The sequence below is a fragment of the Microbacterium ureisolvens genome (assembly GCF_019511645.1).
Classification (GTDB): Bacteria; Actinomycetota; Actinomycetes; order Actinomycetales; family Microbacteriaceae; genus Microbacterium; species Microbacterium ureisolvens_A.
In genome coordinates this window covers 52,305-75,123 of the sequence record NZ_JAEUAX010000011.1, presented here as the reverse complement: position 1 = coordinate 75,123, position 22,819 = coordinate 52,305, and the positions used below count along the sequence as shown (strand labels likewise).

Here is a 22,819-nt window from a genome sequence, read left to right as displayed (position 1 = left end):
GAGGAGGAACCATGACCTACGCCGTCGACAAGAGCGACGCCCAGTGGCGCGAGGAGCTCACGCCCGACCAGTACGCCGTCCTGCGCCAGGCGGGCACCGAGCGTCCCTGGACCGGTGAGCTGCTCGACGAGAGTCGCGCCGGCCTGTACACGTGTGCGGCGTGCGGCGCCGAGCTGTTCCAGAGCGGCACGAAGTTCGACTCCCACTGCGGCTGGCCGAGCTTCTACGAGTCGATCCGTCCGGAGGCGGTCGAGCTCATCGAGGACACCAGCCACGGCATGGTGCGCACCGAGGTGCGCTGTGCGAACTGCGGCTCGCACCTGGGCCACGTGTTCCCCGACGGCTTCGGCACGCCGACCGGCGACCGCTACTGCATGAACTCGATCTCGCTGCAGTTCACGCCTGGCGAGGCAGCGGAGTGAACTCCGGCGCGCTCGACGCCGCGCTGGCGCGACGCTCGTGGTCGAAGGTCACCGACGAGGCGCCGACGCACGAGGAGCTCCTCCGTTTCGTCGCCGCCGCCGGTCGCGTCGCCGACCACAAATCGCTGCATCCCTGGCGGCTCATCGAGATCCGCGGCGCCGACCGGCAACGGCTGGGCAAGGCGATCAACAAGTCCGAGGGCGACAAGGGCTCGTCGTCGAAGCCGATGCGCGCGCCGCTGCTCATCGCGGTGGTGGCCAGCTACAGCAAGACGCACAAGGTGCCGCGCTGGGAGCAGGAGGCCGTCGCCTCTGGTGTCGCGCATCTGCTGAGCCTCCTGCTCGACGAGGCGGGCTGGGGCGTCTTCTGGCGCACCGGCGACTACACGCGGTCCAAGGCCGTCGCGAAGGCCCACGGCCTCAAGAAGAACGAGGAGCTCCTCGGCTGGCTGTACGTGGGCGGAAAGCCGCAGCGCTCGCGGCCGACCCGGCGCAAGGGCCTCGACGCCACCCGATTCGTCAGCCGCATGCCGAAGGGCTGACATGGATGCTGCGACCTGGCGTCAGCAGAAGCCTGCGATGCCCTGCCACGCCGGGTGGTCCCCGGTGACGCCCTCGCGCAGCACCGTGGCCTCGATCAGCCCGTACGGGCGATCGGCGGCGTAGAACACCTCGTTGGGGTTGTCGAGTCCGAACCCGGTGAGGTCCACGGCGAAGTGGTGGAGGTTCGGCATCGAGAACCGGATCTCGTCGATCTCGCTGCGGGCTTCGAGCACGCGCCTGCCCATCTCGTACAAGGTCTGCTGCAGCGCCAGCGAGTGGGTCTCGGCGAACGCCTCGAGCAGCAGGCGCCGCACGTCGGCGAACGCCTCGTCGAACTCGACCTCCAGGCTGCGGTAGCGCCATCGTGCGGTGACCGAGGTCGCGAGGATGCGGTCGTCCGTCTCGGCGAGAGTCGTGTACCGGTCGCGCACGAACCCGTGGAACTCCGAGCCTGCGGACTTCAGCACCGCGAGGTCACGCAGCCCCGAGATGACGGTCGGCTCGGCTCCGACGAACGTGACCACAGCCGTGCGGATCTCGGTGCCGCCCCGCACGAACGAGTGGTCGTGCCCTTCGCCGCCGACGGGGATGCGATTCCAGGTGTACTGCTCGGCTTCCCAGCGTCCGCCGGTGACCCAGTCGAACTCGCCGGTGAAGTGCCCTCCCAGTCGCAGGAGGAACTCCTCCGGCGTGCCGACGCCCTCGCGGGCGAAGGCGAACACGGTGTTCTTCTGGGTGTCGGTCGCGACGATGCGGGAGTTGTCGCCCTCCGTGTGGGCCGCAGTGAAGTCGCCCCGCAGCTGCGACGTCACGTCCAGATCGGTGACCCTGTGCCGCGGACCGTCGCGGTCGATCCTGACGAGCCGCACCTCGGCCTTGCCGTACTGGTTCGCGCCGAGCACGATGCCGGGGTCGGCCATGTCAGTTCCCCCGATAGGTCGAGTACGCGAACGGGCTGAGCAGCAGGGGCACGTGGTAGTGCTGCCCGTCGTCGGCGACCGAGAAGTCGATCGAGACCACGGGGTAGAAGGTGGCTCGCCCCGTCCGCGCGAAGTACTTCCCTGTCGCGAACGTGAGCCGGTACTCCCCCTCCTCGAGTCGGTCCGGGCCGAGGTCGGAGATCCGGCCCGCCTCGTCGGTGACCCCGGACGCGATCTCGGCGCCGCCGGCCGCGGTCAGCGCTACGCCGACGCCACGCGCAGGGCCTCCGACCGCAGCATCCAGCACGTGCGTCGTGATCTGGCTCATGAACCGATGGTCCCTTCCGATGGGAGGAGGGCGATCCGCCGCAGCAGCTCCGCCACGACCGGGATCTCCTCAGTATGGGCTGGGCTCAGGCCGCCAGCTGGGCGCGGAGGCGATCGACGTGACCGTGGGGGTCGACCCGGTACTCGGCGGACTCCACCGTGCCGTCGGCATCCAGCACGAAGGTCGATCGGATGAGGCCCACGCGCTCCTCGCCGTTCACGATCTTCGTGCCCCACGCGCCCCATGCCTCGGCGACGGAATGATCCTCGTCCGAGAGGAGCGGGAACTGCAGCTGCTCTGCCTCGGCCCATTCCGCGAGGCGCTCGACCGAGTCGGGCGAGACGCCCACCACGGCGACTCCGGCCGCCTGCAGCGACGCGAGGTTGTCGCGGAAGTCGCAGGCCTCGGTGGTGCAACCCGGCGTGAACGCGGCCGGGTAGAAGTACACGACCAGGCGGCGGCCGGCGAAGTCCTCGGGCCGTACGACCATGCCGGTGGAGTCGGGGAGGGCGAAACCGGGGTTCGCGTCGCCCGCCTGCAGGGGGGTGCCGTTCAGCCGAGTCTCGTCTGCCATGTCGTGCGTCCCTTCGATCGGTGGTCCCCAGGCGGTGCGGGTCACGAGGTCGGGTGCACCCCGAACGCGAGAGCCAGCTTCTCGATCTTCTGCGCACGACCGAGTCGCGGCAAGTCGCTGCCGTCTCGGATCACGCGACCGCGGCCCTCGAAGTCGGCGAGGAAGTCCAGCGCCCACAGCACCTCGCTCGGCGTGGGGCAGATGACCTCGTTGATGACCGGCGCCTGCTCGGCCGCGAGGCACAGCTTCCCGGTCATGCCCATCGACACCGTGATGGCGGAGTGCTCCCGCAGCGTCGGCATGCTGTTGCCCACGGTCGGGCCGTCGATCGGGCCGGGCAGGTTGCCCACGCGGCTCGCGACGACGAGTCGGGCGCGCGGGTAGGCCATCGCCTCGGCGTCCGCGCTCATGCCCGTGTCGCGGCGGAAGTCGCCGCTGCCGAACGCGAGGCGGAACGCGCCCCGGGCGCGCGCGATATGGGCGGCGTCCTCCATGCCGAGCGCCGACTCGACGAGCGCCACCACGGGCACGTTCCCGCCGAGCCGATCGAACGAGCTCGTCACCTGATCGGGGGACTCGGTCTTGGCGAGCATGATGCCCTCGAGCGACGGGATGCCGGCGAGGGCGGCGAGATCATCGGACCAGAACGGGCTCAGCGCATCGTTGATGCGGACCCACGCCCGGCCGCCGGCGCGGAGCCAGTCGGCGACATCCTGCCGGGCCTGCGGCTTGTTGCTCGGGTCGACGGCATCCTCGATGTCGAGCACGACCGCGTCGGCACGGGAGGCCGCCATGTCGTCGAACGACTCCGGGCGGGTTCCCGGAACGAGCAGCCACGAGCGGGCGATCGACGGGTCCACCGCGCGGTGGCGCGCGGGACGCGTGGCGATCAGCGACCGCAGGTCGTCCTCCGCGTCGAGGACTTCCGCACTGCTGCCATAGGGATCCGCCGACATCTCACTCTTTCCTCCGTATCGTCACGCGTCAGCGGGCCCCGCGGGGCGGCCGGACACGCCGACATCCATTCCACCACCTTCTCCCGGGAGATGCCTCCGCGCCGTGTCAGGTGAGGCGGATCTGGCGGTTGACGTCCTTGTACAGCAGGTACCGGAAAGGCTCGGGGCCGCCGGCGTAGCAGGCCTGCGGGCAGAAGGCCCTGAGCAGCATGTAGTCGCCCGCCTCGCACTCGACCCAGTCGTCGTTGAGCCGGTACACGGCCTTGCCCTGCAGCACGTAGAGCCCGTGCTCCATGACATGCGTCTCGGCGAACGGGATCGACCCGCCGGGCCGGAACGTGGCGATGTTGACGTGCATGTCGTGCGCGAGGTCGTCCGGGTCGACGAAACGGGTGGTGGCCCATGCGCCGTCGGTGTCGGGCATGGCGCTCGGTTCGACGTCCTGGTCGCGCGTGACGAACGACGTCGGCACCGGCACGCCCTCGACCCGCTCGTACGCCTTGCGGATCCAGTGGAAGCTGGTCGGCTCATCGCCCTCGTTGGCGAGCGACCATTCGGCATCCGGCGCGAGGAACGCATAGCCACCCGCCTCGAGCACGTGCCGCTCGCCCTCCAGTGTGACCGTGAGCGCGCCGGCCGTCACGAAGACGACGCCCTCGACGCCGCTCTCGGGTTCGGGCGTCTCGGCTCCGCCGCCCGGCGCGATCTCGACGATCAGCTGCGCGAACGTCGTCGCCGATCCCGCGATCGGGCGCGCGATGATCCAGGACCGCGTGTTCTCGAAGCCGGGGAGATTGCTCGTCACGATGTCGCGCAGCACGCGTTTCGGGATGAACGTATACGCCTGCTTCACGACAGCACGGTCGGTGAGCAGCGCGGTCTGCGGTGGCAGTCCGCCCTGCGGCGAGTAGTAGCTCATGCGTGCTCCTCGGTGATCGCGTGCGTCGGATGAGCAAGCGCGGCGACCGCCGCGCGGTCGAGCCCTGCGGCATCCGCGAGCTCCGCCTCGGTGATCGCGCCGCAGGCGACGCCGCGGGCCAGGAAGGCCGCGAGCGCACGGGCGGTCGCAGGCTCGTCGAGGACCGCGCCTCCTTCGGTGCCGCCGACGTAGGCGCGCAGGCGTGCGGCAGCGGGTGCGAACCCCTCGCGGTAGAACCGCACGTTCGCGACGAAGCGCGGCACGAGCTGCGCCGGGTGCAGGTCCCAGCCCTGGGAGAAGCCGCGCTCGAGCGAGCGGCGCGTGAGCCCCGCACTGAGACGCCATGCCGCGCGCACGGCGTCCGCGTCGCCGACGGGGAGCACGTTCGTCGACCCGTCCGACAGCCGCACACCGGTCTGCGCCGCCGCGACCTGCATCACGTTCTTGGCGTGGTCGGCGGCCGGGTGATCCAGCGCCTGATACGCCGGCGCGATGCCGAGCGCGGCGCTGTAGTCATAGGTGCCGTAGTGCAGCGCGCTCACCCGGCCGTCGGCGCCGTGGATCGCCCTCGCCAGCGGCGAGGTCCCGTCGGCGCCGAGCACGATCTGCGGCGTCTCGACCTGCAGCTCGAACCGCAGCCGCCCGGCCGCGAGCCGGAGGTGCTCCTCGAGGCGGTCGCAGAGCGCTGCCATGGCCTCGACCTGCGCGACGGTGGTCACCTTCGGCAAAGTCAGTCTGAGACCGCCGGGCAGGTCGCCGCCGTCGAGCAGGGTCGCCAGGAAGAGATCGAGCGAACGGATGCCGCGTCCCCGCGTCGGGCGCTCCAGCCCCTTGATGCGAACGCCGAAGAACGGCGTCGCCTCGCCATCGGCGAGGGCGTCCAGCAGCAGTTCCGCCGCCCGGCGCACGTCGGCATCCTCCGTCTCGTCGCCGCGGTCGCCATAGCCGTCCTCCAGGTCGAGGCGGAGGTCTTCGACCGGCTCCGACGTGAGCTTCGCCGCGACGAGGGCGGCGACGTCATCGGCGAGGTCCTCGGGCACATCCAGCTCGCGGACGACGGTCTCCATGCCGCCCTGCCGGGCGACGGCTTCCAGCGCCGCAGCGCCCCACTCGCGCGGGAGCGCCGGGGTGTAGCGGTCGGCGGGCACGTACACGGTATGCACGGGCTGCCGGGTGCCGTCATCGCCCGGGTAGCCGTGCGCGAGCAGCCGGTCGGTGGGTGCGAGGAGCCGATCGATGCGCGCGAGGTCTTCCGGCGTCAACGTCTGTCCGGTCGCAGCGCGTCGGTGCGGTCGGGCGCCGTCGGCGCCTGACGGGAGGCTGCGGTGCGGCGGCGACCCCTTCGGCACGGTCTCAGCATGCCACCCCGCGGTGCGACGCGGGGGGCGGACCGGCGTGGCCCGGCTCAGCGGTCGCGCCGCCGCATCCTTCCCCATGGCACGGCCGCGACGACCACCGACAGGATCGCGAGCGTCGACATGAGGAGCGAGGCACCGAGCGTCGGCGCTGCGGAAGTCGGCCAGATCGCGTCGATCAGCACCGACGTGATCACCTGGCCCACGACCGTGCCGAGGCCGAGCAGCAGCACCCCGGTCAAGGGCACGAGAGCCGCCGCGAGGAAGATGTAGGCCACCCCGATCACGCCGCCGAGGTACAGCCACGGGTCCGACGGGAACGAGGCCGGGGGCCCGGCGATCGCAGTGTGGATGAGCTCGGCCAGCCCGAGCACCGCCGTGCCGCCGATGAAGTTGACCAGGGTCGCCGTCAGCGGTGTGCCGACGCGCTGACGCAGCCTGCCGTTGACCGCCGACTGCCACGCGATCCCCGCGCCCACGAGGAACGGCAGCACGAGGAGAACCGGTGGCGCGTGCACGCCGCCGGCCAGCGACACCCCCGCGGCGAGCACCGCGAGCGCTCCCCCGACGAGGCGTGCCGGGGTCACCGCGACGATGCCCGCCGGGCCGATCCCTGCGCGGTCCAGCAGCAGGCCGCTCACCGTCTGGCCGGCGACCACGCCCACCGTGAACAACGCGACGCCGATGATGCCGACCGCCAGCGACTGGGTCGCGACCGAGAGCGCGCCGGCGACACCGCCGCACACCATCCAGATCGGGATGCTGCCGGTGCGGAGCCCGCGGACCAGAGCGCCGAATCCGCGGCGCCCTCCCGGCAGCAGAGCCGAGAGCACGACGAGGACGAGCAGCCCCGAGCCGAAAGAGATCACGGCGGCGGCGAACCCGTCGCCGATCCGGACGCCGAGCTGGCCGTTGATGCGCGCCTGCACGGCGGTGAGGACACCGATGAGGGCGGCGCCGCCGAGACCGATCCAGACGGGCAGGCGGCGTGCGGTCACCCGGTCCATCCTCTCCTGCCCAGGGCTGGAGCCGACCGCGTGGAGCGATCCGGTGGCGACGAGTCCTGGAAAACTGGAGCCGACTACGGGACTTGAACCCGTAACCCCCGTATTACAAGTACGGTGCGCTACCAATTGCGCCAAGTCGGCAGAGCGCCCAGTCTAGCGGCGCCCGCGCGCGGACCCCGTCAGGGGGCGGTCGGCGTCGGCGTCGGCGTCGGCGTCGCCTTGTAGTACGCGTCGCTCGCGATCGTGAGCACGAACTGCGCGAACTCCTTGGGGTCGCCGAGCTTGCCGACGTACTGGGTGCCGTTGACCAGCACCATCGGGGTTCCGGTGAGGGCGGCGCCGTCCGTGCCCGGCAGCTCCTTGAGCGCCTGCTCGGTCGCCGACTTCGCCCACGACGCGTAGGACTGGTCCTCGATGCACGCGCGCACGACCTTCGGGCCGTCCAGTCCCGTCGCCTGGGCGAGGTCCGCCAGCTCAGCGTCGGTCAGGCCGTCGGAGTCGACCTCCGGCTGTTGACGGAGGAGAGCGTCGTTGAACGCGAAGAAGTAGTCCGGCGCGTGCTGGGCGACGCAGGCCGCGGCGCCCGCGGCGCGCAGCGAGTACTTCGTGCCGTTCGACTTCGCCGTGAGCATGGCCACCGGGTAGTACGTCAGCGTCGCGGCACCGTCGTCGACCCACTCCGACAGCTGCTTCATGTTGGCGAGCTGGAACTCGCGCGAACCCGTCGAGAGGTAGTCCACGTACACCCGGATGTCGACCGCCGGCGCCTCGGTCGGCGTCGCGGTGGGGGTCGGCTCGGTCTCGGGGGTCGTCGACGCCTCGCCCTCGACGAGGCCGCCGGCGCCGGAGTCGGCGGCGACGCCCAATCCGGTCACGTCGGTCACGACGAAGCCGCCGTCCACGCCCTTCGCGGGGCTCATGGTCGGCTTCGAGGCGCTCGACGAGACGGTCCAGGTCACCACGACGGCGATGACGGCCACGAACGCGACGGCGACGGCGACGAGCGACGTCCGTCGGATCAAGCGGGCCCGGGACTGGCGCGCCTTCACCTGCTGCGCCTTCTCGCGCACGGCGTCGCGGCGCTCGCTGGGCGCGGCGTTCTGTGACTCGTCGCTCGACATGGAACCTCTCGGGGCGAAAGCGGGCCGGTGATCCGGCGGGGCCAGACGGGGAAAGCGGCCGTCCACGATGCTAGTCAGCCACCCTGGGAAATGCCCAGACGCAACCTCCGCACGCGCCGTGTCATACTGTTGCTTGCGCCCGATGGCGGGCGTGCGGGTAAGCCCCCGCTCATTCCTCACTACGGATCGTCCGGCACGTACCTGCCGGTGAAGGAGAAGAGAACATGGCGTCCGTCACGTTTGACAACGCAACTCGTCTGTACCCCGGGGGCACTCGCCCCGCTGTGGACAAGCTCAACCTCGAGGTCGGTGACGGGGAGTTCCTCGTTCTCGTCGGCCCGTCGGGTTGTGGAAAGTCCACGTCGCTGCGCATGCTGGCCGGCCTCGAAGAGGTCAACTCGGGCCGCATCCTCATCGGCGACCGTGACGTCACCGACGTCCCCCCGAAGGACCGCGACATCGCGATGGTCTTCCAGAACTACGCGCTGTACCCGCACATGACGGTCGCCGAGAACATGGGCTTCGCGCTCAAGATCGCCGGCGTCGGCAAGGAGGAGCGCGCCGCGCGCGTCCTCGAGGCCGCCAAGCTCCTCGACCTCGAGCAGTACCTCACGCGCAAGCCGAAGGCCCTCTCGGGTGGTCAGCGTCAGCGCGTCGCGATGGGCCGCGCGATCGTCCGCCAGCCCCAGGTCTTCCTCATGGACGAGCCGCTGTCGAACCTCGACGCGAAGCTGCGCGTCCAGACCCGTACGCAGATCGCGTCGCTGCAGCGCCGCCTCGGCGTCACCACGGTCTACGTGACGCACGACCAGACCGAGGCCCTCACCATGGGTGACCGCATCGCCGTGCTCAAGGACGGCCTCCTCCAGCAGGTGGGCACCCCCCGCGACCTGTACGAGAAGCCGAACAACGTCTTCGTCGCCGGCTTCATCGGCTCGCCGGCCATGAACCTGTTCCCGGCGCACATCGCCGAGGGCGGCGTGCAGTTCGGCGACAAGGTCGTGGGCGTCGAGGCCGACACGCTGGGCAAGGCGCACGGCTCGGAGGTCACCATCGGCGTGCGTCCGGAAGACATCCAGGTCGCCCCCGAGGACGGCAAGGGCCTCACGGTCACGGTCGACCTCGTCGAGGAGCTCGGCGCCGACGGCTACCTGTACGGTCACGCCGACGTCGCCGGAAAGCGCACCGACATCGTCGCGCGCGTCGACGGCCGCCGTCACCCGATCGCGGGCGACAAGGTCACGCTGGCCCCCGTCCCCGGACACGTCCACGTGTTCGACATCGAGTCGGGCGAGCGCCTCACCGACAAGGCGATCGCGGCGGCGTAATCGCTGATTCGTCTCGCGACGGCGCGGGTGGGAGCATATCCCCCCGCGCCGTCGCACTTTTCCAGGAGGGTATGTGCCTGACGCCCTGAGCATCACCGCCTCGAGTGTGGACCCGGGACTGCTCACGCTGCCCTGGTCGACCCCCCTCGGCGAATGGCCGTCGAGCCACATCGTGTTCCTCCCGAAGGGCATCTCGCGCCATCTGGTGCGGTTCGCCAACCTCTCGGGCCGTGTGGTCGCCATCAAAGAGACGACCCAGGCGATGGCGCAGCGCGAGTACGACATGCTCGGCAACCTCGCCCGCCTGGATGTGCCCTGCGTCGAGCGCGTCGCCGTGATCGCCGGGAGGACGGATGCCGCGGGCGAACCGCTTCCGGCAGCTCTGGTGACGGCGCACCTGAAGTTCTCCCTCCCCTACCGCGCCCTGTTCACGCAGGTGCTGCGCCCCGACACGGCCACCCGCCTCGTGGACGCGCTCGCGCTGCTGCTCGTGCGCCTGCACAACGTGGGGTTCTTCTGGGGCGACGTGTCACTGTCGAACACGCTGTTCCGTCGCGATGCCGGCGCCTTCGCCGCCTACCTCGTCGACGCCGAGACCGGCGAGCTGCACGAGGCCGGCCTGACGCCGGGCCAGCGGGCGCACGACCTCGACGTGGCCCGCACCAACATCGCCGGCGAGATCATGGACCTCGAGGCCGGCGGCCGCCTCGAGGGAGGCGTCGACGCGATCGCCATCGCCGACGGCATCGTGTCGTCGTACCACTCGCTGTGGGCCGCGCTCACCGATGAGGAGACGTTCCGCGCCGACGAGGCGTACCGGCTCACCGAGCGCGTGCAGCGGCTCAACGACCTCGGTTTCGACATCGGCGAGATGTCCATCCAGGCCACCGCCGACGGCACGCGCGTGTCGATCCAGCCGAAGGTCGTCGACGCCGGCCACCACCAGCGGCGCCTCCTGCGGCTCACAGGCCTGGATGTCGAGGAGAACCAGGCACGGCGCCTGCTCAACGACCTCGACGAGTTCCGCGTGCGCATCTCGCGCCTGGGCGACGACGAGGAGATGGTCGCCCACGAGTGGCTCACCCGCGTGTTCGAGCCCGTCGTCAAGGCGATCCCGTGGGACCTGCGCTCCAAGCTCGAGCCCGCCGAGGTCTTCCACCAGCTGCTCGAGCACCGCTGGTACCTCTCGCAGGCCAAGGGCAAGTCGGTGCCCCTCGCCGAGGCGCTGACGAGCTACATCGACAACGTGCTCCGCCACCGCCGTGACGAGGCGACCCTCATGGGTCCGCCCACAGAGACGGTGTCGCTCTCCATCATCACGTCGTCCAACCCCGTGATCGAGGACGACGAGGAGGACGACATCGACTGGCGCGACCTGGTCTGACCGCGGCGGTCAGTACCCGACGGTGAACCGCTTGCGGGGGTGCTTCGGGTTCTCGATCTCGTCGACGATCGCCACGGCGAGGTCCTCGCCGGAGATGTACGACTCGCCCTCCGCGTCGGTGACGATCACGTCTCCCCCGGTGCGGTACTCGCCGGTGCGCTCCCCCGGGTTGTACGCGCCGAAGCCGCCCGCCGGGTGGATGTAGAACCAGTCCAGCGACTCCGGCGCCTCCTTGAGGTCCTCGAGGACCCCGATCGCCTCGAGAGCCTCGGCCTTGTAGTCCTCGGAGAAGGAGGGCAGATCGACGACGCGCTCGCCGCCCTCGGTGACGAGGCTGCCGCCGGCGCCTCCGATCACGCCCAGTCGGACGCCCTCGGGAAGGAGGGAGGCGAGCGCAGCGATGTTCGGACGCACGAGGCCCTGCATCTCGCCGCGCGGTGCGACCGCCGAGACGACGACGTCGACGCCCTGGATCTGCGCGAGCAGGTCGGGGACGTCGGTCAGCGACCCCTCGATGTAGATGGCCCCCTCGTGGCGCTCGGCCGGGATGCGGCGCGCGATCGACAGGACGCTGTGACCGCGGCTCACCGCCTCGGCGACGATGTGACGCCCGGCGTAACCCGAGCCTCCGATGACGGCGATGCGTGCCATGTGCTGCCTTTCGACGGGTGGTTCGCCGGCTCGTGCCGGCTCTGCAGGAGGGAACGTGCGTTGCGGGCGGAGTCTTTCCGCCCGGCACGCACTCAGGCGGGTGCCGAGTTGCGGAGCGTCGAGACCTGATACAGAGCGACGGATGCCGCGATCCCGGCGTTGAGGGACTCCGTGGCCGACGAGATCGGGATCGACACGATCTGATCGCAGGTCTCGGTCACCAGGCGCGAGAGCCCCTTGCCCTCGGAGCCCACCACGATCACGACGGGACGGTCGGCGAGCTGAAGCTCCGGGAGGGAGACCTCTCCGCCGCCGTCGAGGCCGAGCACGAACACGCCCTGCTTCTTGAAGTCCTTGAGCATGGCCGTGAGGTTCGACGCGAGCGCGACCGGCACGCGGGCCGCCGCGCCCGCGCTCGTCTTCCACGCGGCCGAGTTGACGCTGGCCGAGCGGCGCTGCGGCACGATGACCGCCTGGCCGCCGAAGGCGGCGGTCGAGCGGAGGATCGCACCGAGGTTGCGCGGGTCGGTGATGCCGTCGAGCGCGACGAACAGCGGGGTCTGCCCCGAGTCGATGACCTGCTCGAGCAGGTCCTGCGGGTGGCCGTACTCGTACGGCGGCACCTTGAGCGCGACGCCCTGATGCACCCCGTCGAAGCCCGCCATGCGGTCGAGCTCAGGACGCGTCACCTCGAGCACCGGGATGTCACGGTGCGTCGCGATCGCCAGCATCTCCTTGACCCGGTCGTCCATCTCGACCCGCTGGGCGATGTAGAACGCTGTCGCGGGGATCTTTGCCCGCAGCGCCTCGAGCACGGAATTGCGGCCGGTGACCGTCTCGGTGTCGTCGTCCTTCTTCGCGGGGCGCGACGCGCGCGGCGCCGACTGCCCGGGCTTGCCCTTGCCGCCGGCCGCCGCGTACCGCTCAGCGGCGGCCTTGCGCTTCCCGGCGGGGTGCCACGCGCGGTCCTCCGCCTTGGGAGTCGGCCCGCGGCCCTCCAGGGACCGCTTGTTCTTGCCGCCGGTACCCTTCGTGGGGCCCTTCTTGCTGCTCTTGCTGGCGCCGGGGCGTCCTGGCTTTGCCATCAGTTCTCCTTCATGCGGGCCGCGGCCCGTCAGTTGCTCTCCGCCGGGCGAGGAGCGTCGGCGACACTCCAGTGCGTCCCGTCGGGACCGTCTTCGAGGGCGATGCCGGCCGCCGCGATCGCGTCGCGGATGCGGTCGGCGGCCGCCCAGTCCTTGGCAGCGCGCGCGTCGGCGCGCTGGGCGATCATGGTCTGCACCAGTGCATCGAGAGCGGATGCCTCGGCCGAGGCGACCGTGGAGCGCCAGTGCGGATCGAGGGGGTCGATGCCGAGCACGCCCGCCATCACCGCGACGTCGGCGAATGCGCGCAGCGCGCCGTCACGGTCGCCCGCGTCGAGAGCCGTGTTGCCGTCGCGCACGGTCTCGTGCAGCACCGCGAGCGCCTGCGGCACGCCGAGATCGTCGTCCAGGGCCGCGGCGAACGCGGCCGGGACCGCGGCATCCACCGTCACGTCCTCCGGGCCTCGCAACGTGCGGATCGCGCGCTCGAGGAAGGTGCGGATGCGCTCGAGCGCCGCCTCGGCCTCGTCGAACGTCGATGGACTGATGTCGAGGCTGGACCGGTAGTGAGCCGCGGCGAGCGCGTAGCGCACGACGAGCGGGTCGCGCTCGCGCAGGAGGTCCTCCGCGAGCACGAAGTTGAACAGCGACTTCGACATCTTCTGCGCGCCGACCGTCACGAGGCCGTTGTGCACCCAGTACCGCGCGAAGCCGTCGCCGGCCGCCGTGGACTGCGCGAGCTCGTTCTCGTGGTGGGGGAAGCGCAGGTCGAGCCCGCCGCCGTGGATGTCGAACTCGGCGCCGAGATAGCGGCGCGCCATCGCGGAGCACTCGATGTGCCACCCGGGCCGGCCATCGCCCCACGGCGACGTCCACGTGGCGGATGCCGGCTCTTCGGGCTTGGTGCCCTTCCAGAGCGCGAAGTCGCGGGGGTCGCGCTTGCCGCGCGGGTCGGCGTCGGCGGCCGGCTCCATCGCGTCGATCGACTGATTCGTGAGTGACCCGTAGTCCGCCCATGACCGGACGTCGAAGTAGACGTCGCCCGCCGCATCCGTCCCCTCCGCCGCGGGATACGCGTGTCCCGCGTCGATCAGCCGCTGAATGATCTCCTGCATCTGCGGGATCGACGCTGTCGCGCGCGGCTCGTACGTCGGCGGGAGGATCCCGATCGCGGAGTAGGCGCGGGTGAACTCGAGCTCCATGCGATACGCGAGCGCCCACCAGGGCTCGCCGTCGGTCGCGTTGGCGAGCACCTTGTCGTCGATGTCGGTGACGTTGCGCACGAAGGTGACGCGGCCGAAGCGATGGGTGAGCCAGCGGCGAAGGATGTCGAAGCTCAGCGCTCCCCGCAGGTGCCCGATGTGCGGGCCCGACTGGACGGTCGGCCCGCACACGTAGATCGTGACGTTTCCGGGGTCGAGGGGCACGAAATCGCGCAGGGCCTGCGCCTTGGTGTCGTACAGCTGAACCGTCACCGCACCAGCCTACCGGCGGGTGCCGCGACGACCCCTGAGAGACCGACCCAGGCATGCCGGCGGAGAGCGCCGATTCCGATATAAACGGGTGGTGCATGTGCTCGCCGTTCTCGCCGCCGCGCTGCTGTTCGGCACGACCGGCACCTCGCAGGCGCTGGGCCCGGAAGGCACGACGCCCCTGTCGATCGGCGTCATGCGCATGGTGATCGGCGGCACCGGGCTCGCGCTCATCGCATTCTCGCTCGCCGCCCGCCACGCCCGCCGCCAGGGCGGGGGCACGGCGCGCCCGCGGTGGGGCCCGAGGCCGGTCCTGCTCATGGTGCTGACGGGCGCCTGTCTCGCGCTGTACCAGCCGCTGTTCTTCCTCGGCACGGCGCGCAGCGGGGTCGCGGTGGGCACGGTGGTCGCCCTCGGCTCGGCCCCGATCCTCGCGGGCCTGCTGGAGTGGGCGCTCACAAGACGGATGCCGACACCGACCTGGATGGCCGCGACCGCCCTCGCGACGATCGGCGTCGTGCTGCTCGGCTTCGGCGGGGAGGCGGGCACGGGCGGCGGGGCGGATCCGCTGGGACTCGCGGGGTCGGTCGGCGCCGGTGCGTCGTTCGCCGTGATCGCCAATGCGCAGCGACGTCTCCTCGACGACGGCTGGGACCCCTTCACCGTCGTCGGCGCCATGGGCGCGAGCTCCGCGGTCATCTGCGCGTTCGCGCTCCCCTTCGTCGACCTGGGGTGGCTGGGAGCGACGTCGGGCGTGGTGATGGCGCTGTGGCTGGGCCTCGCGACGATCTCGATCGCCTACGTGCTGTTCACGTGGGGACTCAGCGGGCTCACCGCTGCCACCGCCGCGACGCTCACCCTCGGCGAGCCGCTGACCGCGAGCGTGCTCGGCATCGTGGTGCTCGGCGAGCGGCTGTCGGTGCTCGCGATCGTCGGACTCGTCGTGCTCGCCGCCGGCCTTGCGCTCCTCGCGTGGGGGTCCCGCACGCCACGCGACCCCGCTCCTTACGCCGTCGAGGCGTGAAGCCACGCCCGACCGCCGGAAACACCGCCGAAACCGGCACATGGCACACTGGGCGCGACATGCAGCGCACCATCCAGATCCGCCCCGACGACCTGACCGGCGAAGCCACCCGGCGCCTCATCGCGCGGCACCTCGCGGGGATGCACGACACGTCGCCCCCCGAGAGCGTGCATGCCCTCGACATCGATGCCCTGCAGCATCCGTCCCTGTCGGTCTGGACGGCCTGGATCGACGGCGAGCTGGCGGGCGTGGGGGCGCTGAAAGCGCTCGACGCCGACCGCGGCGAGATCAAGTCGATGCGCGCGGACGACCGGTTCCGCGGCGCCGGCGTCGGGCGCGCGCTGCTGCGCCACATCGTCGAGGACGCGCGACGGCGCGGCATGTCGAGCCTGTGGCTCGAGACCGGCACCACCGAGGACTTCGTCCCGGCGCAGCGCCTGTACGAGAGCGAGGGATTCGTGGTCTGCGGCCCGTTCGGGGACTACGAGCTCGACCCGTTCTCGGTCTTCATGACGCGCACCCTCTGACCTCCGACGCGCGCCCCCGACCGGGCTGAAGCGCGGGTGTGGAAGGTGCTGCCGGCGTCAGGCAGGCACGACGAGTGCGACGGCGAACGCCGAGACGCCCTCCCCCTGCCCGGTGAACCCGAGGCCGTCCGTGGTCGTCGCCGACACCGACACCGGCGCACCGCCGAGCGCGGCCGAGAGGGCCCGCTCGGCCTCGATCCGTCGAGCAGAGAACCGCGGACGGTTCGCCTGCACCTGCACCGAGACGTTGCCGACCCGCCAGCCCGCTTCGCCGAGCAGGCCGAGCGTGCGCGTGAGGAATGCGCCGGCATGGGCCCCGGCGTACTCGGGGTGATCGGTGCCGAAATGCGTGCCGATGTCGCCGAGTCCCGCGGCCGCGAGCAGCGCGTCGACGATCGCGTGGGCGACGGCATCCCCGTCGGAGTGTCCCGACAGCGCCGCCTCGCCGGGCCACTCCAGCCCCGCAAGCCATAGCGTGCCCTCGCCACCGAACGCGTGCACATCGGTGCCGACACCGACCCTCGGCACCGCCGGCACGCTGCCGAGGTGCGCGGAGCCATGGGGGGCGGGCTCGGTGATCAGGTGGCGGGCCCGATCGAGGTCCGCGGCGGTGGTGATCTTGAAGGCGAGCGGATGCCCCGGGACGGCCGCTACCGCATGCCCGGCATCGGCGACCAGGGCGGCGTCGTCGGTGAAGTCTGCGACGGCGGCGTCATATGCCTCGTCGAGCACGTCTCGCCGGAAGCCCTGGGGCGTCTGTGCGGCGGCCAGTTCCGCACGGTCGACGGCGGCGACGATCTCGTCGCCCGCGACGCGCTTGATCGTGTCGATCACGGGAAGCACCGGAATGGCGCCGGCCGCACCGCCGTCGACGGCGGCGATGACGCGTTCGAACACCTCGGCGGGCGTGAGGGCGCGCGCCGCGTCGTGCACGAGCACGACCTCGACGTCCGCCCAGAGGGCGGCGAGCCCCGCCGCCACCGAGCCCTGGCGTGTGTCGCCGCCCGCGACGACCGATACGAGGTCTCGGCGATCTCCTGCGGTGGCGAGCGCCTCGCTCAACGCGTCGCCCTCGCGCCCTGCCGGAGCGACGATCACGACCTGCGCGAGCGGGGCGGCGAACACGCCCTCGAGGACGTGGCGCAGGATGCTGCGGCCGTCGATGCCGACGAAGGCCTTCGGCGCTCCCGCGCCCAGGCGGGTGCCCGACCCGGCGGCCACGACGATGACGCCGACGCGCGGCACGGGAGTGATGCTCACCCGTTCACGCTATCGCGATCGCCGGGCGGTGCCGTGCGCGGCCGGTCCTGGAGAACACGGCGCGCACAGCAGAACGGCGCCCCGTGGGGCGCCGTTCCGGGAGTCTCAGCTCGCGAGGACCTCGTCGAGAAGGACGCTCGCCTTCTCCTCGTCGGTCTTCTCGGCCAGGGCGAGCTCGGAGATCAGAATCTGCTTCGCCTTGGCGAGCATGCGCTTCTCTCCGGCCGACAGACCGCGGTCCTGATCGCGGCGCCAGAGGTCGCGCACGACCTCGCTGACCTTGATGACGTCACCGGAGGCGAGCTTCTCGAGGTTCGCCTTGTAGCGGCGCGACCAGTTGGTCGGCTCCTCTGTGAAGGGAGCGCGCAGCACCTCGAAGACCTTGTCGAGGCCCTCCTTGCCGATGACGTCTCGTACGCCGACCAGGTCGACGTTCTCTGCGGGGACTTCGATGATGAGATCACCCTGCGTGACGTTCAGCTTCAGGTACTTCTTCGTCTCGCCCTTGATGATCCGGTCTTTGACCTCGATGATCGTTGCCGCCCCGTGGTGGGGGTAGACGACCGTCTCGCCAACCTCAAAAAGCATGGAGTTATGTCCTTTCGGCAACCTCCAGGATACCACAGGCGAAATACGCTAAGGTTCTCCGCCCTCGGGCCAGGGCGGTGATCCGCGCGGTCCATTGCGAGCCCCTAGAATGCTGGAGAACCGTCATCCGTCTTATGGAGGATCCGTGAACCGCCGCCTCATCGCGTCGCTGGCCATCGGGGGCGCACTCGTCCTCACGACGACCGGGTGCAGCATGATCTCGCCGCAGGCGACCACGATCTCCTACTCCGCCGCCGAGGGCACCAACGTCCACGACGCCGGTCCCATCGAGGTGCGCAACGCGCAGATCATCGCGAACGAGGACGGCTCGGAGGGCAACTTCGTCGCCGCGCTCATCAACGCGACGGAGGACTCGCACACCCTCAACGTCGAATTCGGCGAGGACGGCCCCACGCTCACCGTGCGTGTGCCCGCCAACACGACTGTGAGCCTCGGCTCCGAGGAGGACGAACCGCTGCTCGTGGAGGACCTCGACGCCCTCCCCGGCACCGATGTCACCACTTTCTTCCAGTCGGGCGACTCCGAAGGAGCGATCGCCTCCGTGCCGGTGCTGGACGGCACTCTGGACTACCTCGCCCCGCTCGCTCCCTGAGCGCGGTCGCGGACATATGAAGAGGGCGCCCCGCGAGGGCGCCCTCTTCATATGTCCGGCTCCTACCCCTCGAAGCGGTAGCCCAGCCCGCGCACGGTGACGAGCATCTCCGGCGAGCCCGGGTTCTTCTCGATGCGCGAGCGGATCCGCTTGATGTGGACGTCGAGCGTCTTCGTGTCGCCGAAGTAGTCGCTTCCCCACACCCGGTCGATGAGCTGGCCGCGCGTCAGCACACGGCCGGCGTTGCGCATGAGCACCTCGAGCAGCTCGAATTCCTTGAGCGGCATGTTGATCTCGCCGCCCTCCACCGCGACCGTGTGACGGTCGATGTCGAGCACGACGCGCCCGCCCTCCAGCACGCGGTCCTCGAGGTCGGTGTCGATCTGCGAGAACCGGCGCAGTACGGCGCGCATGCGCGCGAGCAGCTCGCGGGCCGAGTACGGCTTGGTGACATAGTCGTCTGCGCCGAGCTCGAGTCCCACCACGATGTCGACCTCGGAGTCCTTCGCGGTGAGCATGATGATCGGCACAGCGGAGTTGACCCGGATCTGGCGGCACACCTCGGTGCCCGGCATCCCGGGCAGCATCAGGTCGAGCAGCACGATGTCGGCGCCGCGCTCGCGGAACGCCGTCAGGGCCGTCGGGCCGTCCTCGGCGATCTCGACCTCGTAGCCCTCTCGGCGAAGGAGATAGGCGAGCGGGTCGGCGAGGTCCGGCTCGTCCTCGACGATCAGGACGCGGGTCATGCGGGGTCTCCATTCGCGACGGATGCGGGGGTGGTGCCGCCGGCGGGGCCGACGGGATTCTGAGCTGCGGCGGACTTGGCGGCACGTGCGGATGCGGCACGCTTCGCCACCGGTACAGCGGGCACTGCCGGCGCGCCGGGGACTGCGGGGGTCGCGGGACCCTCGGCTGCAACGGCAGGCGCGTTGACCGCGGGACCGGGCGCCCCGGCGGCACCGCCATCGGCCACTGCGGGACGCTTCTTCTTGCGCCCGCGCTTGGGCGCGGGTTCGAGGGCGGGCGCGTCGATCTGCGGCAGTCGGATCGTGAACGTCGACCCGCGGCCGGGGCGCGACCACAGGCGCACCTCGCCACCGTGCCGCTGCACCGCGTGCTTCACGATCGACAGGCCCAGCCCGCTGCCGCCGGTGCGGCGCGCACGCGCCGGGTCGGACCGGTAGAAGCGTTCGAAGACCCGGTCCTGCTCGCCCTCCGCGATGCCGATGCCGCGGTCGGTCACGGCGATCTCGACGATGCGGTCGGCCGCCTTGACGCCCACGCCGACGTTCGAGCCCCGCGGCGAGTAGGCGATGGCGTTCGCGATGAGGTTGCCGACGGCTTCGCTCAGCACCTGCGCGTCGCCGTGGACGTAGAGGCCGCGCGCCCCGCCGCGCACCACCTCGACGCCGGCCGAGTCGGCCTGGATCGCGTGAGCGTCGAGAGCCGACGCCACGACCTCGTCGATCGAGACGTCCTGCTGTGGGAGCTCGTCCGCGGCCTGCAGCCGCGACAGGTTCATGATGCGCGAAGTCAGCAGCGCGAGACGATTCGCCTCGGCCTGCAGCCGCGATGCGAAGATCCGCACCTGGGGCGGGTCGTCGGCGGCCGACTCGATCGCCTCCGCCAGCAGGCTCACGGCGCCCACGGGCGTCTTGAGCTCATGGCTCGTGTTCGCCACGAAATCGCGGCGCATCTCCTCCACCCGCTCACGCTCGGAGATGTCGCGCAGCACGAGGAGGGTGAGCCGGGGCGAGATACGCGATGCGCGCACCGCCACGAGGCGAGGCTCGGCGGGTGGCGCACCGCGGCGCAACCGCATGGTCTCGGTGGCGCTGGTCTCGGCGACCGCCGGGTCGCCGGTGCGCACACGCCGCGCAAGCGTGCGCAGCTCGGCGGTGGGCAGGGTGCCCCCCTCGAGCAGCTCGAACGCCCCCGCCGCCGCGGAAGCGGCCAGCACCGTGAACGACGCGTCGACGACGACCGCCGGATCGTCCATCCCGTGGAGGACGCCGCGTACGCCATCGGGGATCTCGATCGATGTCTGCGCGAGCGCGCGGTCGCGCGCCCGCATCGACGCGACGACGACGGCGGAGATCGAACCGCCGATGATGATCCCCGCGAGGAGGGCGAGCAGCGCGAGCTGCGTCGTGTCCATGCCTCAAGCGTAGGGGCACGCCGCCCGCCGGAACGGACCTGACGAAGCCACAGGCCGCCACGCCCGGTACTGTTCACCGCGGGAGCACCATCCGTTAACCTTCCCTGACGACAATCGGCCGGGCGCGGGCGAAAGCTCCCCCATCCATGAAAGGTGCGTCGGAATGCGCGAAGTCTTCCACCAGTCCCTCGAGGACGTGCAGGGGCGTCTCGTCGAGATCTCCGAACTGGTCACGATCGCCATCGACAAGGCGACGCGCGCGTTCGGCACGAGCGACGTGGCGCTGGCGGAGGAGGTCATCGAGGCCGACGCGGTGATCGACGAGAAGGCCGTCGAGCTCGACGAGCTCGCCATCGAGATCCTCGCCCGTCAGCAGCCCGTGGCACGCGATCTGCGCATCGTCGTGAGTGCGCTGCGCATGAGCGCCTCGCTCGAGCGCATGGGCGACATCGCCGAGCACATCGCCCAGCTCACCCGCATGCGCTTCCCCGAGCGGGCGATCCCCAAGGGCCTCAAGTCCACGTTCCTCAGAATGGGCGAGCTCGACGTCGAGGCGGCGCGCCAGCTCACCGAGCTGCTGCGCACGCAGGACGGCGACCTCATCGACGAGATCCGCAACGCCGACGACAAGCTCGACGAGCTGCACGTCTCGGTGTTCGAGAAGGTGCTCAGCGACAGCTGGCAGGGCGATCCGTCCGCCACCGTCGATGCCACGCTCGCCAGCCGGTATCACGAGCGCTTCGGCGACCACGCGGTGTCGGTCGCGAAGAAGGTCGCGTACCTCTCCACCGGAGACTGGACGAGCGCCACCGACACCATCGACGTGGTCGCGCCGTAAGACCCGTCCCGCGAGCTGCAGCTGGGGGGCTGCCGCTGCGACGGCGAAGAAAGGGAAGAGCGGATGCCTCGTGGGGAGGCATCCGCTCTTCCGTCGTCTGTGAGATCAGGCCTTGCCCTGGTTCGCGACCGCGGCGGCACCGGCGGCGGCGGCCTCGGGGTCGAGGTACTCGCCCGGCCCGATCGGCTCGAGGTTCTCGGCGAGACGGTACACCAGCGGGATGCCCGTGGGGATGTTGAGCTCGGCGATGTCGGCGTCGCTGATGCCGTCGAGGTGCTTCACGAGGCCGCGCAGCGAGTTGCCGTGCGCCGTCACGAGCACCGTCTTGCCCGCCTTGAGGTCCGGGACGATGTCGCTGTGCCAGTAGGGCAGCATGCGGTCGATGACGAGCTTGAGCGACTCGGTGTCGGGAACCTCTCCGTCGATGCCGGCGTAGCGCGGGTCGCCGATCTGGCTGTACTGGTCGTCGGCGGGAAGCGGGGGCGGCGGGACGTCGAACGAGCGGCGCCACAGCATGAACTGCTCATCGCCGAACTCTTCCAGTGTCTGCGCCTTGTCCTTGCCCTGCAGTGCGCCGTAGTGGCGCTCGTTGAGGCGCCACGAGCGCTTCACGGGGATCCAGAGACGGTCGGCCGCATCCAGTGCGATGTCGGCGGTCTGGATGGCGCGGCTGAGCACGGAGGTGTGCAGCACGTCGGGAAGGATCCCGGACTCGGCGAGCAGCTCGCCGCCGCGCTGGGCTTCGGCCTTGCCCTGGTCGGTGAGGCGGACGTCGACCCAGCCCGTGAACTGGTTGGTCTTGTTCCACTCGCTCTGGCCGTGTCGGAGGAGGATCAGCGTGTAGGGCGCGGTCATGCGCCCCATGATATCCGCGCCGGGTGACGCGCCAGGATGCTGTGACAGGCACGGCTGGCATCATGGAGACATGGCGCGGGGACCGGTCGGGCAGATCACGCGCGGCACGACCGGCACCAACCGACTGCGGCGCGTGGACCGCTGGATCGCGCGGCATCCTGCGCTCCGCCGCGCGGCGGATCCCCTCGTGGTCGACCTCGGCTACGGCGCGAGCGGCGTCACCGCGCTCGAGCTCTACTCGCGCCTGGTCCGAGCACGGCCTGATGTCGAGGTGCTGGGCCTCGAGATCGATCCCGCGCGCGTCGCGCGTGCGCGGGTCCAGCTCGAGCGGGTGCACGCGGGTGGCACCTCGTTCGCCCCCGACGCCCGCGTGTCGTTCGCGCGCGGGGGCTTCGAGGTGCCCGTGCCGGGCGGGCGGAGGCCTGCGGTCGTGCGGGCGTTCAACGTGCTGCGGCAGTACGACGAATCGGAGGTCGCTGCGGCATGGGGGACGATGTGCGCGCGGCTGGCGCCGGACGGCCTCCTCGTCGAAGGCACGTGCGACGAGATCGGGCGCATCGCCACCTGGGCGGCGATCGGCGCCGACGCCGCGCCGCGCACCCTCACGGTGTCGCTGCGGCTGGCGGGGCTGCAGCATCCGTCCGTCGCCGCGGAGCGCCTTCCGAAGGCCCTGATCCACCGCAACGTGCCCGGGGAGCGTGTGCACGCGTTCCTCGCCGCCCTCGATACGGAGTGGGAGCGCGCGGCCAGCGTGTCGCCCTTCGGTCCCGTGCACCGCTGGCGCACGGCGCTGTCGGCCCTGGTCGACGGCGGCTGGCCGGTCCTCGAACGGTCGCGGTGGCGTCTGGGCGAAGTCACGGTGCCATGGGATGCCGTGGCCCCGCGCTGAGC

Annotated in this window: 25 protein-coding genes and 1 tRNA gene; 9 read left to right on the top strand and 17 right to left on the bottom strand. The window is 71.0% G+C overall.

Features of this window, described 5'->3' with window-relative positions; genetic code table 11:
* Positions 1 to 11 precede the first annotated feature (11 nt).
* Together msrB and JNB61_RS16525 are read left to right on the top strand one after the other, a co-directional pair.
* A complete protein-coding gene (gene msrB / locus JNB61_RS16530; protein ID WP_159842788.1) occupies positions 12 to 422 on the top strand; it encodes a peptide-methionine (R)-S-oxide reductase MsrB in 411 nt (136 codons plus the stop codon).
* Positions 419 to 964: a nitroreductase family protein gene (locus JNB61_RS16525; RefSeq protein ID WP_220340355.1), complete on the top strand. Its 546-nt coding sequence runs from the start codon at positions 419 to 421 to the stop codon at positions 962 to 964. The genes msrB and JNB61_RS16525 overlap by 4 nt, the downstream gene beginning before the upstream one ends.
* Positions 965 to 985: 21 nt before the next feature.
* Here the strand turns inward: JNB61_RS16525 and pucL are convergent, their stop codons facing one another.
* From pucL to JNB61_RS16480, 9 genes are all read right to left on the bottom strand, one after another.
* The gene (pucL, locus tag JNB61_RS16520; protein ID WP_220340354.1) at positions 986 to 1,885 is read right to left on the bottom strand and encodes a factor-independent urate hydroxylase; all 900 of its coding nucleotides are present in this window, start codon (positions 1,883 to 1,885) and stop codon (positions 986 to 988) included.
* Position 1,886: 1 nt separating this feature from the next.
* Positions 1,887 to 2,213 (bottom strand): hydroxyisourate hydrolase, encoded by a 327-nt coding sequence (gene uraH, locus JNB61_RS16515; RefSeq protein ID WP_220340353.1) that lies wholly within the window; start codon positions 2,211 to 2,213, stop codon positions 1,887 to 1,889.
* Positions 2,214 to 2,298: 85 nt separating this feature from the next.
* The gene (bcp, locus tag JNB61_RS16510; protein ID WP_220340352.1) at positions 2,299 to 2,787 is read right to left on the bottom strand and encodes a thioredoxin-dependent thiol peroxidase; all 489 of its coding nucleotides are present in this window, start codon (positions 2,785 to 2,787) and stop codon (positions 2,299 to 2,301) included.
* A 41-nt stretch (positions 2,788 to 2,828) separates the two neighbouring features.
* Positions 2,829 to 3,689, bottom strand: coding sequence for an HpcH/HpaI aldolase/citrate lyase family protein (locus tag JNB61_RS16505; RefSeq protein WP_159848369.1), 861 nt, complete (start codon positions 3,687 to 3,689; stop codon positions 2,829 to 2,831).
* A 160-nt stretch (positions 3,690 to 3,849) separates the two neighbouring features.
* A complete protein-coding gene (locus JNB61_RS16500) occupies positions 3,850 to 4,662 on the bottom strand; it encodes a bifunctional allantoicase/(S)-ureidoglycine aminohydrolase (protein ID WP_220289622.1) in 813 nt (270 codons plus the stop codon).
* The gene (locus tag JNB61_RS16495; protein WP_223214918.1) at positions 4,659 to 5,924 is read right to left on the bottom strand and encodes a DUF6986 family protein; all 1,266 of its coding nucleotides are present in this window, start codon (positions 5,922 to 5,924) and stop codon (positions 4,659 to 4,661) included. Before JNB61_RS16495 ends, JNB61_RS16500 begins: the two co-directional genes overlap by 4 nt.
* 143 nt (positions 5,925 to 6,067) lie before the next feature.
* Positions 6,068 to 7,015 carry a DMT family transporter gene (locus JNB61_RS16490; RefSeq protein WP_220340350.1) on the bottom strand — a complete coding sequence of 316 codons (948 nt, stop codon included), beginning with the start codon at positions 7,013 to 7,015 and terminating at the stop codon, positions 6,068 to 6,070.
* 74 nt (positions 7,016 to 7,089) lie between these two features.
* Positions 7,090 to 7,165 (bottom strand) — tRNA-Thr (locus JNB61_RS16485).
* A gap of 38 nt (positions 7,166 to 7,203) precedes the next feature.
* Positions 7,204 to 8,145 (bottom strand): DsbA family protein, encoded by a 942-nt coding sequence (locus tag JNB61_RS16480; protein ID WP_220340349.1) that lies wholly within the window; start codon positions 8,143 to 8,145, stop codon positions 7,204 to 7,206.
* A gap of 224 nt (positions 8,146 to 8,369) precedes the next feature.
* On the opposite strand from JNB61_RS16480, the gene JNB61_RS16475 reads away from it, so the two are divergent.
* Complete coding sequence (locus JNB61_RS16475) at positions 8,370 to 9,473, top strand: ABC transporter ATP-binding protein (protein WP_159842773.1); 1,104 nt, start codon at positions 8,370 to 8,372, stop codon at positions 9,471 to 9,473.
* A gap of 73 nt (positions 9,474 to 9,546) precedes the next feature.
* Positions 9,547 to 10,857, top strand: a complete 1,311-nt coding sequence (locus JNB61_RS16470) for a DUF4032 domain-containing protein (protein WP_220340348.1) — start codon at positions 9,547 to 9,549, stop codon at positions 10,855 to 10,857.
* A gap of 9 nt (positions 10,858 to 10,866) precedes the next feature.
* On the opposite strand, the gene JNB61_RS16465 is transcribed toward JNB61_RS16470, so the two are convergent.
* The 3 genes from JNB61_RS16465 to cysS form a co-directional block, all read right to left on the bottom strand.
* Positions 10,867 to 11,508 (bottom strand): NAD(P)-dependent oxidoreductase, encoded by a 642-nt coding sequence (locus JNB61_RS16465; RefSeq protein WP_159842769.1) that lies wholly within the window; start codon positions 11,506 to 11,508, stop codon positions 10,867 to 10,869.
* A gap of 92 nt (positions 11,509 to 11,600) precedes the next feature.
* Complete coding sequence (gene rlmB, locus JNB61_RS16460; RefSeq protein ID WP_159842767.1) at positions 11,601 to 12,593, bottom strand: 23S rRNA (guanosine(2251)-2'-O)-methyltransferase RlmB; 993 nt, start codon at positions 12,591 to 12,593, stop codon at positions 11,601 to 11,603.
* A 29-nt stretch (positions 12,594 to 12,622) separates the two neighbouring features.
* Positions 12,623 to 14,068 carry a cysteine--tRNA ligase gene (cysS, locus tag JNB61_RS16455; protein WP_220340347.1) on the bottom strand — a complete coding sequence of 482 codons (1,446 nt, stop codon included), beginning with the start codon at positions 14,066 to 14,068 and terminating at the stop codon, positions 12,623 to 12,625.
* Positions 14,069 to 14,159: 91 nt separating this feature from the next.
* On the opposite strand from cysS, the gene JNB61_RS16450 reads away from it, so the two are divergent.
* Both JNB61_RS16450 and JNB61_RS16445 read left to right on the top strand, forming a co-directional pair.
* Positions 14,160 to 15,089, top strand: a complete 930-nt coding sequence (locus JNB61_RS16450) for a DMT family transporter (protein ID WP_308291283.1) — start codon at positions 14,160 to 14,162, stop codon at positions 15,087 to 15,089.
* Between the two features lie 59 nt (positions 15,090 to 15,148).
* Positions 15,149 to 15,616 (top strand): GNAT family N-acetyltransferase, encoded by a 468-nt coding sequence (locus tag JNB61_RS16445; RefSeq protein ID WP_220340345.1) that lies wholly within the window; start codon positions 15,149 to 15,151, stop codon positions 15,614 to 15,616.
* Positions 15,617 to 15,673: 57 nt separating this feature from the next.
* On the opposite strand, the gene ispD is transcribed toward JNB61_RS16445, so the two are convergent.
* Positions 15,674 to 16,876, bottom strand: coding sequence for a 2-C-methyl-D-erythritol 4-phosphate cytidylyltransferase (ispD, locus tag JNB61_RS16440; protein WP_220340344.1), 1,203 nt, complete (start codon positions 16,874 to 16,876; stop codon positions 15,674 to 15,676).
* Between the two features lie 105 nt (positions 16,877 to 16,981).
* Positions 16,982 to 17,464 carry a CarD family transcriptional regulator gene (locus tag JNB61_RS16435; protein WP_045298114.1) on the bottom strand — a complete coding sequence of 161 codons (483 nt, stop codon included), beginning with the start codon at positions 17,462 to 17,464 and terminating at the stop codon, positions 16,982 to 16,984.
* A 145-nt stretch (positions 17,465 to 17,609) separates the two neighbouring features.
* Here JNB61_RS16435 and JNB61_RS16430 point away from each other — a divergent pair, with 145 nt between their 5' ends.
* Complete coding sequence (locus JNB61_RS16430) at positions 17,610 to 18,077, top strand: DNA modification methylase (RefSeq protein ID WP_159842757.1); 468 nt, start codon at positions 17,610 to 17,612, stop codon at positions 18,075 to 18,077.
* A 62-nt stretch (positions 18,078 to 18,139) separates the two neighbouring features.
* On the opposite strand, the gene JNB61_RS16425 is transcribed toward JNB61_RS16430, so the two are convergent.
* The gene (locus JNB61_RS16425) at positions 18,140 to 18,823 is read right to left on the bottom strand and encodes a response regulator transcription factor (protein WP_159842755.1); all 684 of its coding nucleotides are present in this window, start codon (positions 18,821 to 18,823) and stop codon (positions 18,140 to 18,142) included.
* Positions 18,820 to 20,235 carry a sensor histidine kinase gene (locus tag JNB61_RS16420; RefSeq protein ID WP_223214907.1) on the bottom strand — a complete coding sequence of 472 codons (1,416 nt, stop codon included), beginning with the start codon at positions 20,233 to 20,235 and terminating at the stop codon, positions 18,820 to 18,822. The genes JNB61_RS16425 and JNB61_RS16420 overlap by 4 nt, the downstream gene beginning before the upstream one ends.
* Before the next feature lie 163 nt (positions 20,236 to 20,398).
* Between JNB61_RS16420 and phoU the strand changes: the two genes are divergently transcribed.
* Positions 20,399 to 21,073, top strand: coding sequence for a phosphate signaling complex protein PhoU (gene phoU, locus JNB61_RS16415; protein WP_159842753.1), 675 nt, complete (start codon positions 20,399 to 20,401; stop codon positions 21,071 to 21,073).
* A 105-nt stretch (positions 21,074 to 21,178) separates the two neighbouring features.
* On the opposite strand, the gene JNB61_RS16410 is transcribed toward phoU, so the two are convergent.
* The gene (locus JNB61_RS16410; RefSeq protein ID WP_220340343.1) at positions 21,179 to 21,928 is read right to left on the bottom strand and encodes a phosphoglyceromutase; all 750 of its coding nucleotides are present in this window, start codon (positions 21,926 to 21,928) and stop codon (positions 21,179 to 21,181) included.
* A gap of 70 nt (positions 21,929 to 21,998) precedes the next feature.
* On the opposite strand from JNB61_RS16410, the gene JNB61_RS16405 reads away from it, so the two are divergent.
* Positions 21,999 to 22,817 carry a class I SAM-dependent methyltransferase gene (locus JNB61_RS16405; RefSeq protein WP_220340342.1) on the top strand — a complete coding sequence of 273 codons (819 nt, stop codon included), beginning with the start codon at positions 21,999 to 22,001 and terminating at the stop codon, positions 22,815 to 22,817.
* The last annotated feature ends 2 nt before the right edge of the window (positions 22,818 to 22,819 follow it).

Bases quoted from the DNA above. Each gene is read 5' to 3' on its own strand.
- JNB61_RS16410 (WP_220340343.1), bottom strand. From the start codon at position 21,928: ATGACCGCGCCCTACACGCTGATCCTCCTCCGACACGGCCAGAGCGAG.
- msrB (WP_159842788.1), top strand. From the start codon at position 12: ATGACCTACGCCGTCGACAAGAGCGACGCCCAGTGGCGCGAGGAGCTC.
- JNB61_RS16480 (WP_220340349.1), bottom strand. From the start codon at position 8,145: ATGTCGAGCGACGAGTCACAGAACGCCGCGCCCAGCGAGCGCCGCGAC.
- bcp (WP_220340352.1), bottom strand. From the start codon at position 2,787: ATGGCAGACGAGACTCGGCTGAACGGCACCCCCCTGCAGGCGGGCGAC.
- JNB61_RS16465 (WP_159842769.1), bottom strand. From the start codon at position 11,508: ATGGCACGCATCGCCGTCATCGGAGGCTCGGGTTACGCCGGGCGTCAC.
- JNB61_RS16435 (WP_045298114.1), bottom strand. From the start codon at position 17,464: ATGCTTTTTGAGGTTGGCGAGACGGTCGTCTACCCCCACCACGGGGCG.
- uraH (WP_220340353.1), bottom strand. From the start codon at position 2,213: ATGAGCCAGATCACGACGCACGTGCTGGATGCTGCGGTCGGAGGCCCT.
- JNB61_RS16475 (WP_159842773.1), top strand. From the start codon at position 8,370: ATGGCGTCCGTCACGTTTGACAACGCAACTCGTCTGTACCCCGGGGGC.
- JNB61_RS16425 (WP_159842755.1), bottom strand. From the start codon at position 18,823: ATGACCCGCGTCCTGATCGTCGAGGACGAGCCGGACCTCGCCGACCCG.
- JNB61_RS16420 (WP_223214907.1), bottom strand. From the start codon at position 20,235: ATGGACACGACGCAGCTCGCGCTGCTCGCCCTCCTCGCGGGGATCATC.
- JNB61_RS16500 (WP_220289622.1), bottom strand. From the start codon at position 4,662: ATGAGCTACTACTCGCCGCAGGGCGGACTGCCACCGCAGACCGCGCTG.
- pucL (WP_220340354.1), bottom strand. From the start codon at position 1,885: ATGGCCGACCCCGGCATCGTGCTCGGCGCGAACCAGTACGGCAAGGCC.
- JNB61_RS16405 (WP_220340342.1), top strand. From the start codon at position 21,999: ATGGCGCGGGGACCGGTCGGGCAGATCACGCGCGGCACGACCGGCACC.
- rlmB (WP_159842767.1), bottom strand. From the start codon at position 12,593: ATGGCAAAGCCAGGACGCCCCGGCGCCAGCAAGAGCAGCAAGAAGGGC.
- phoU (WP_159842753.1), top strand. From the start codon at position 20,399: ATGCGCGAAGTCTTCCACCAGTCCCTCGAGGACGTGCAGGGGCGTCTC.
- JNB61_RS16445 (WP_220340345.1), top strand. From the start codon at position 15,149: ATGCAGCGCACCATCCAGATCCGCCCCGACGACCTGACCGGCGAAGCC.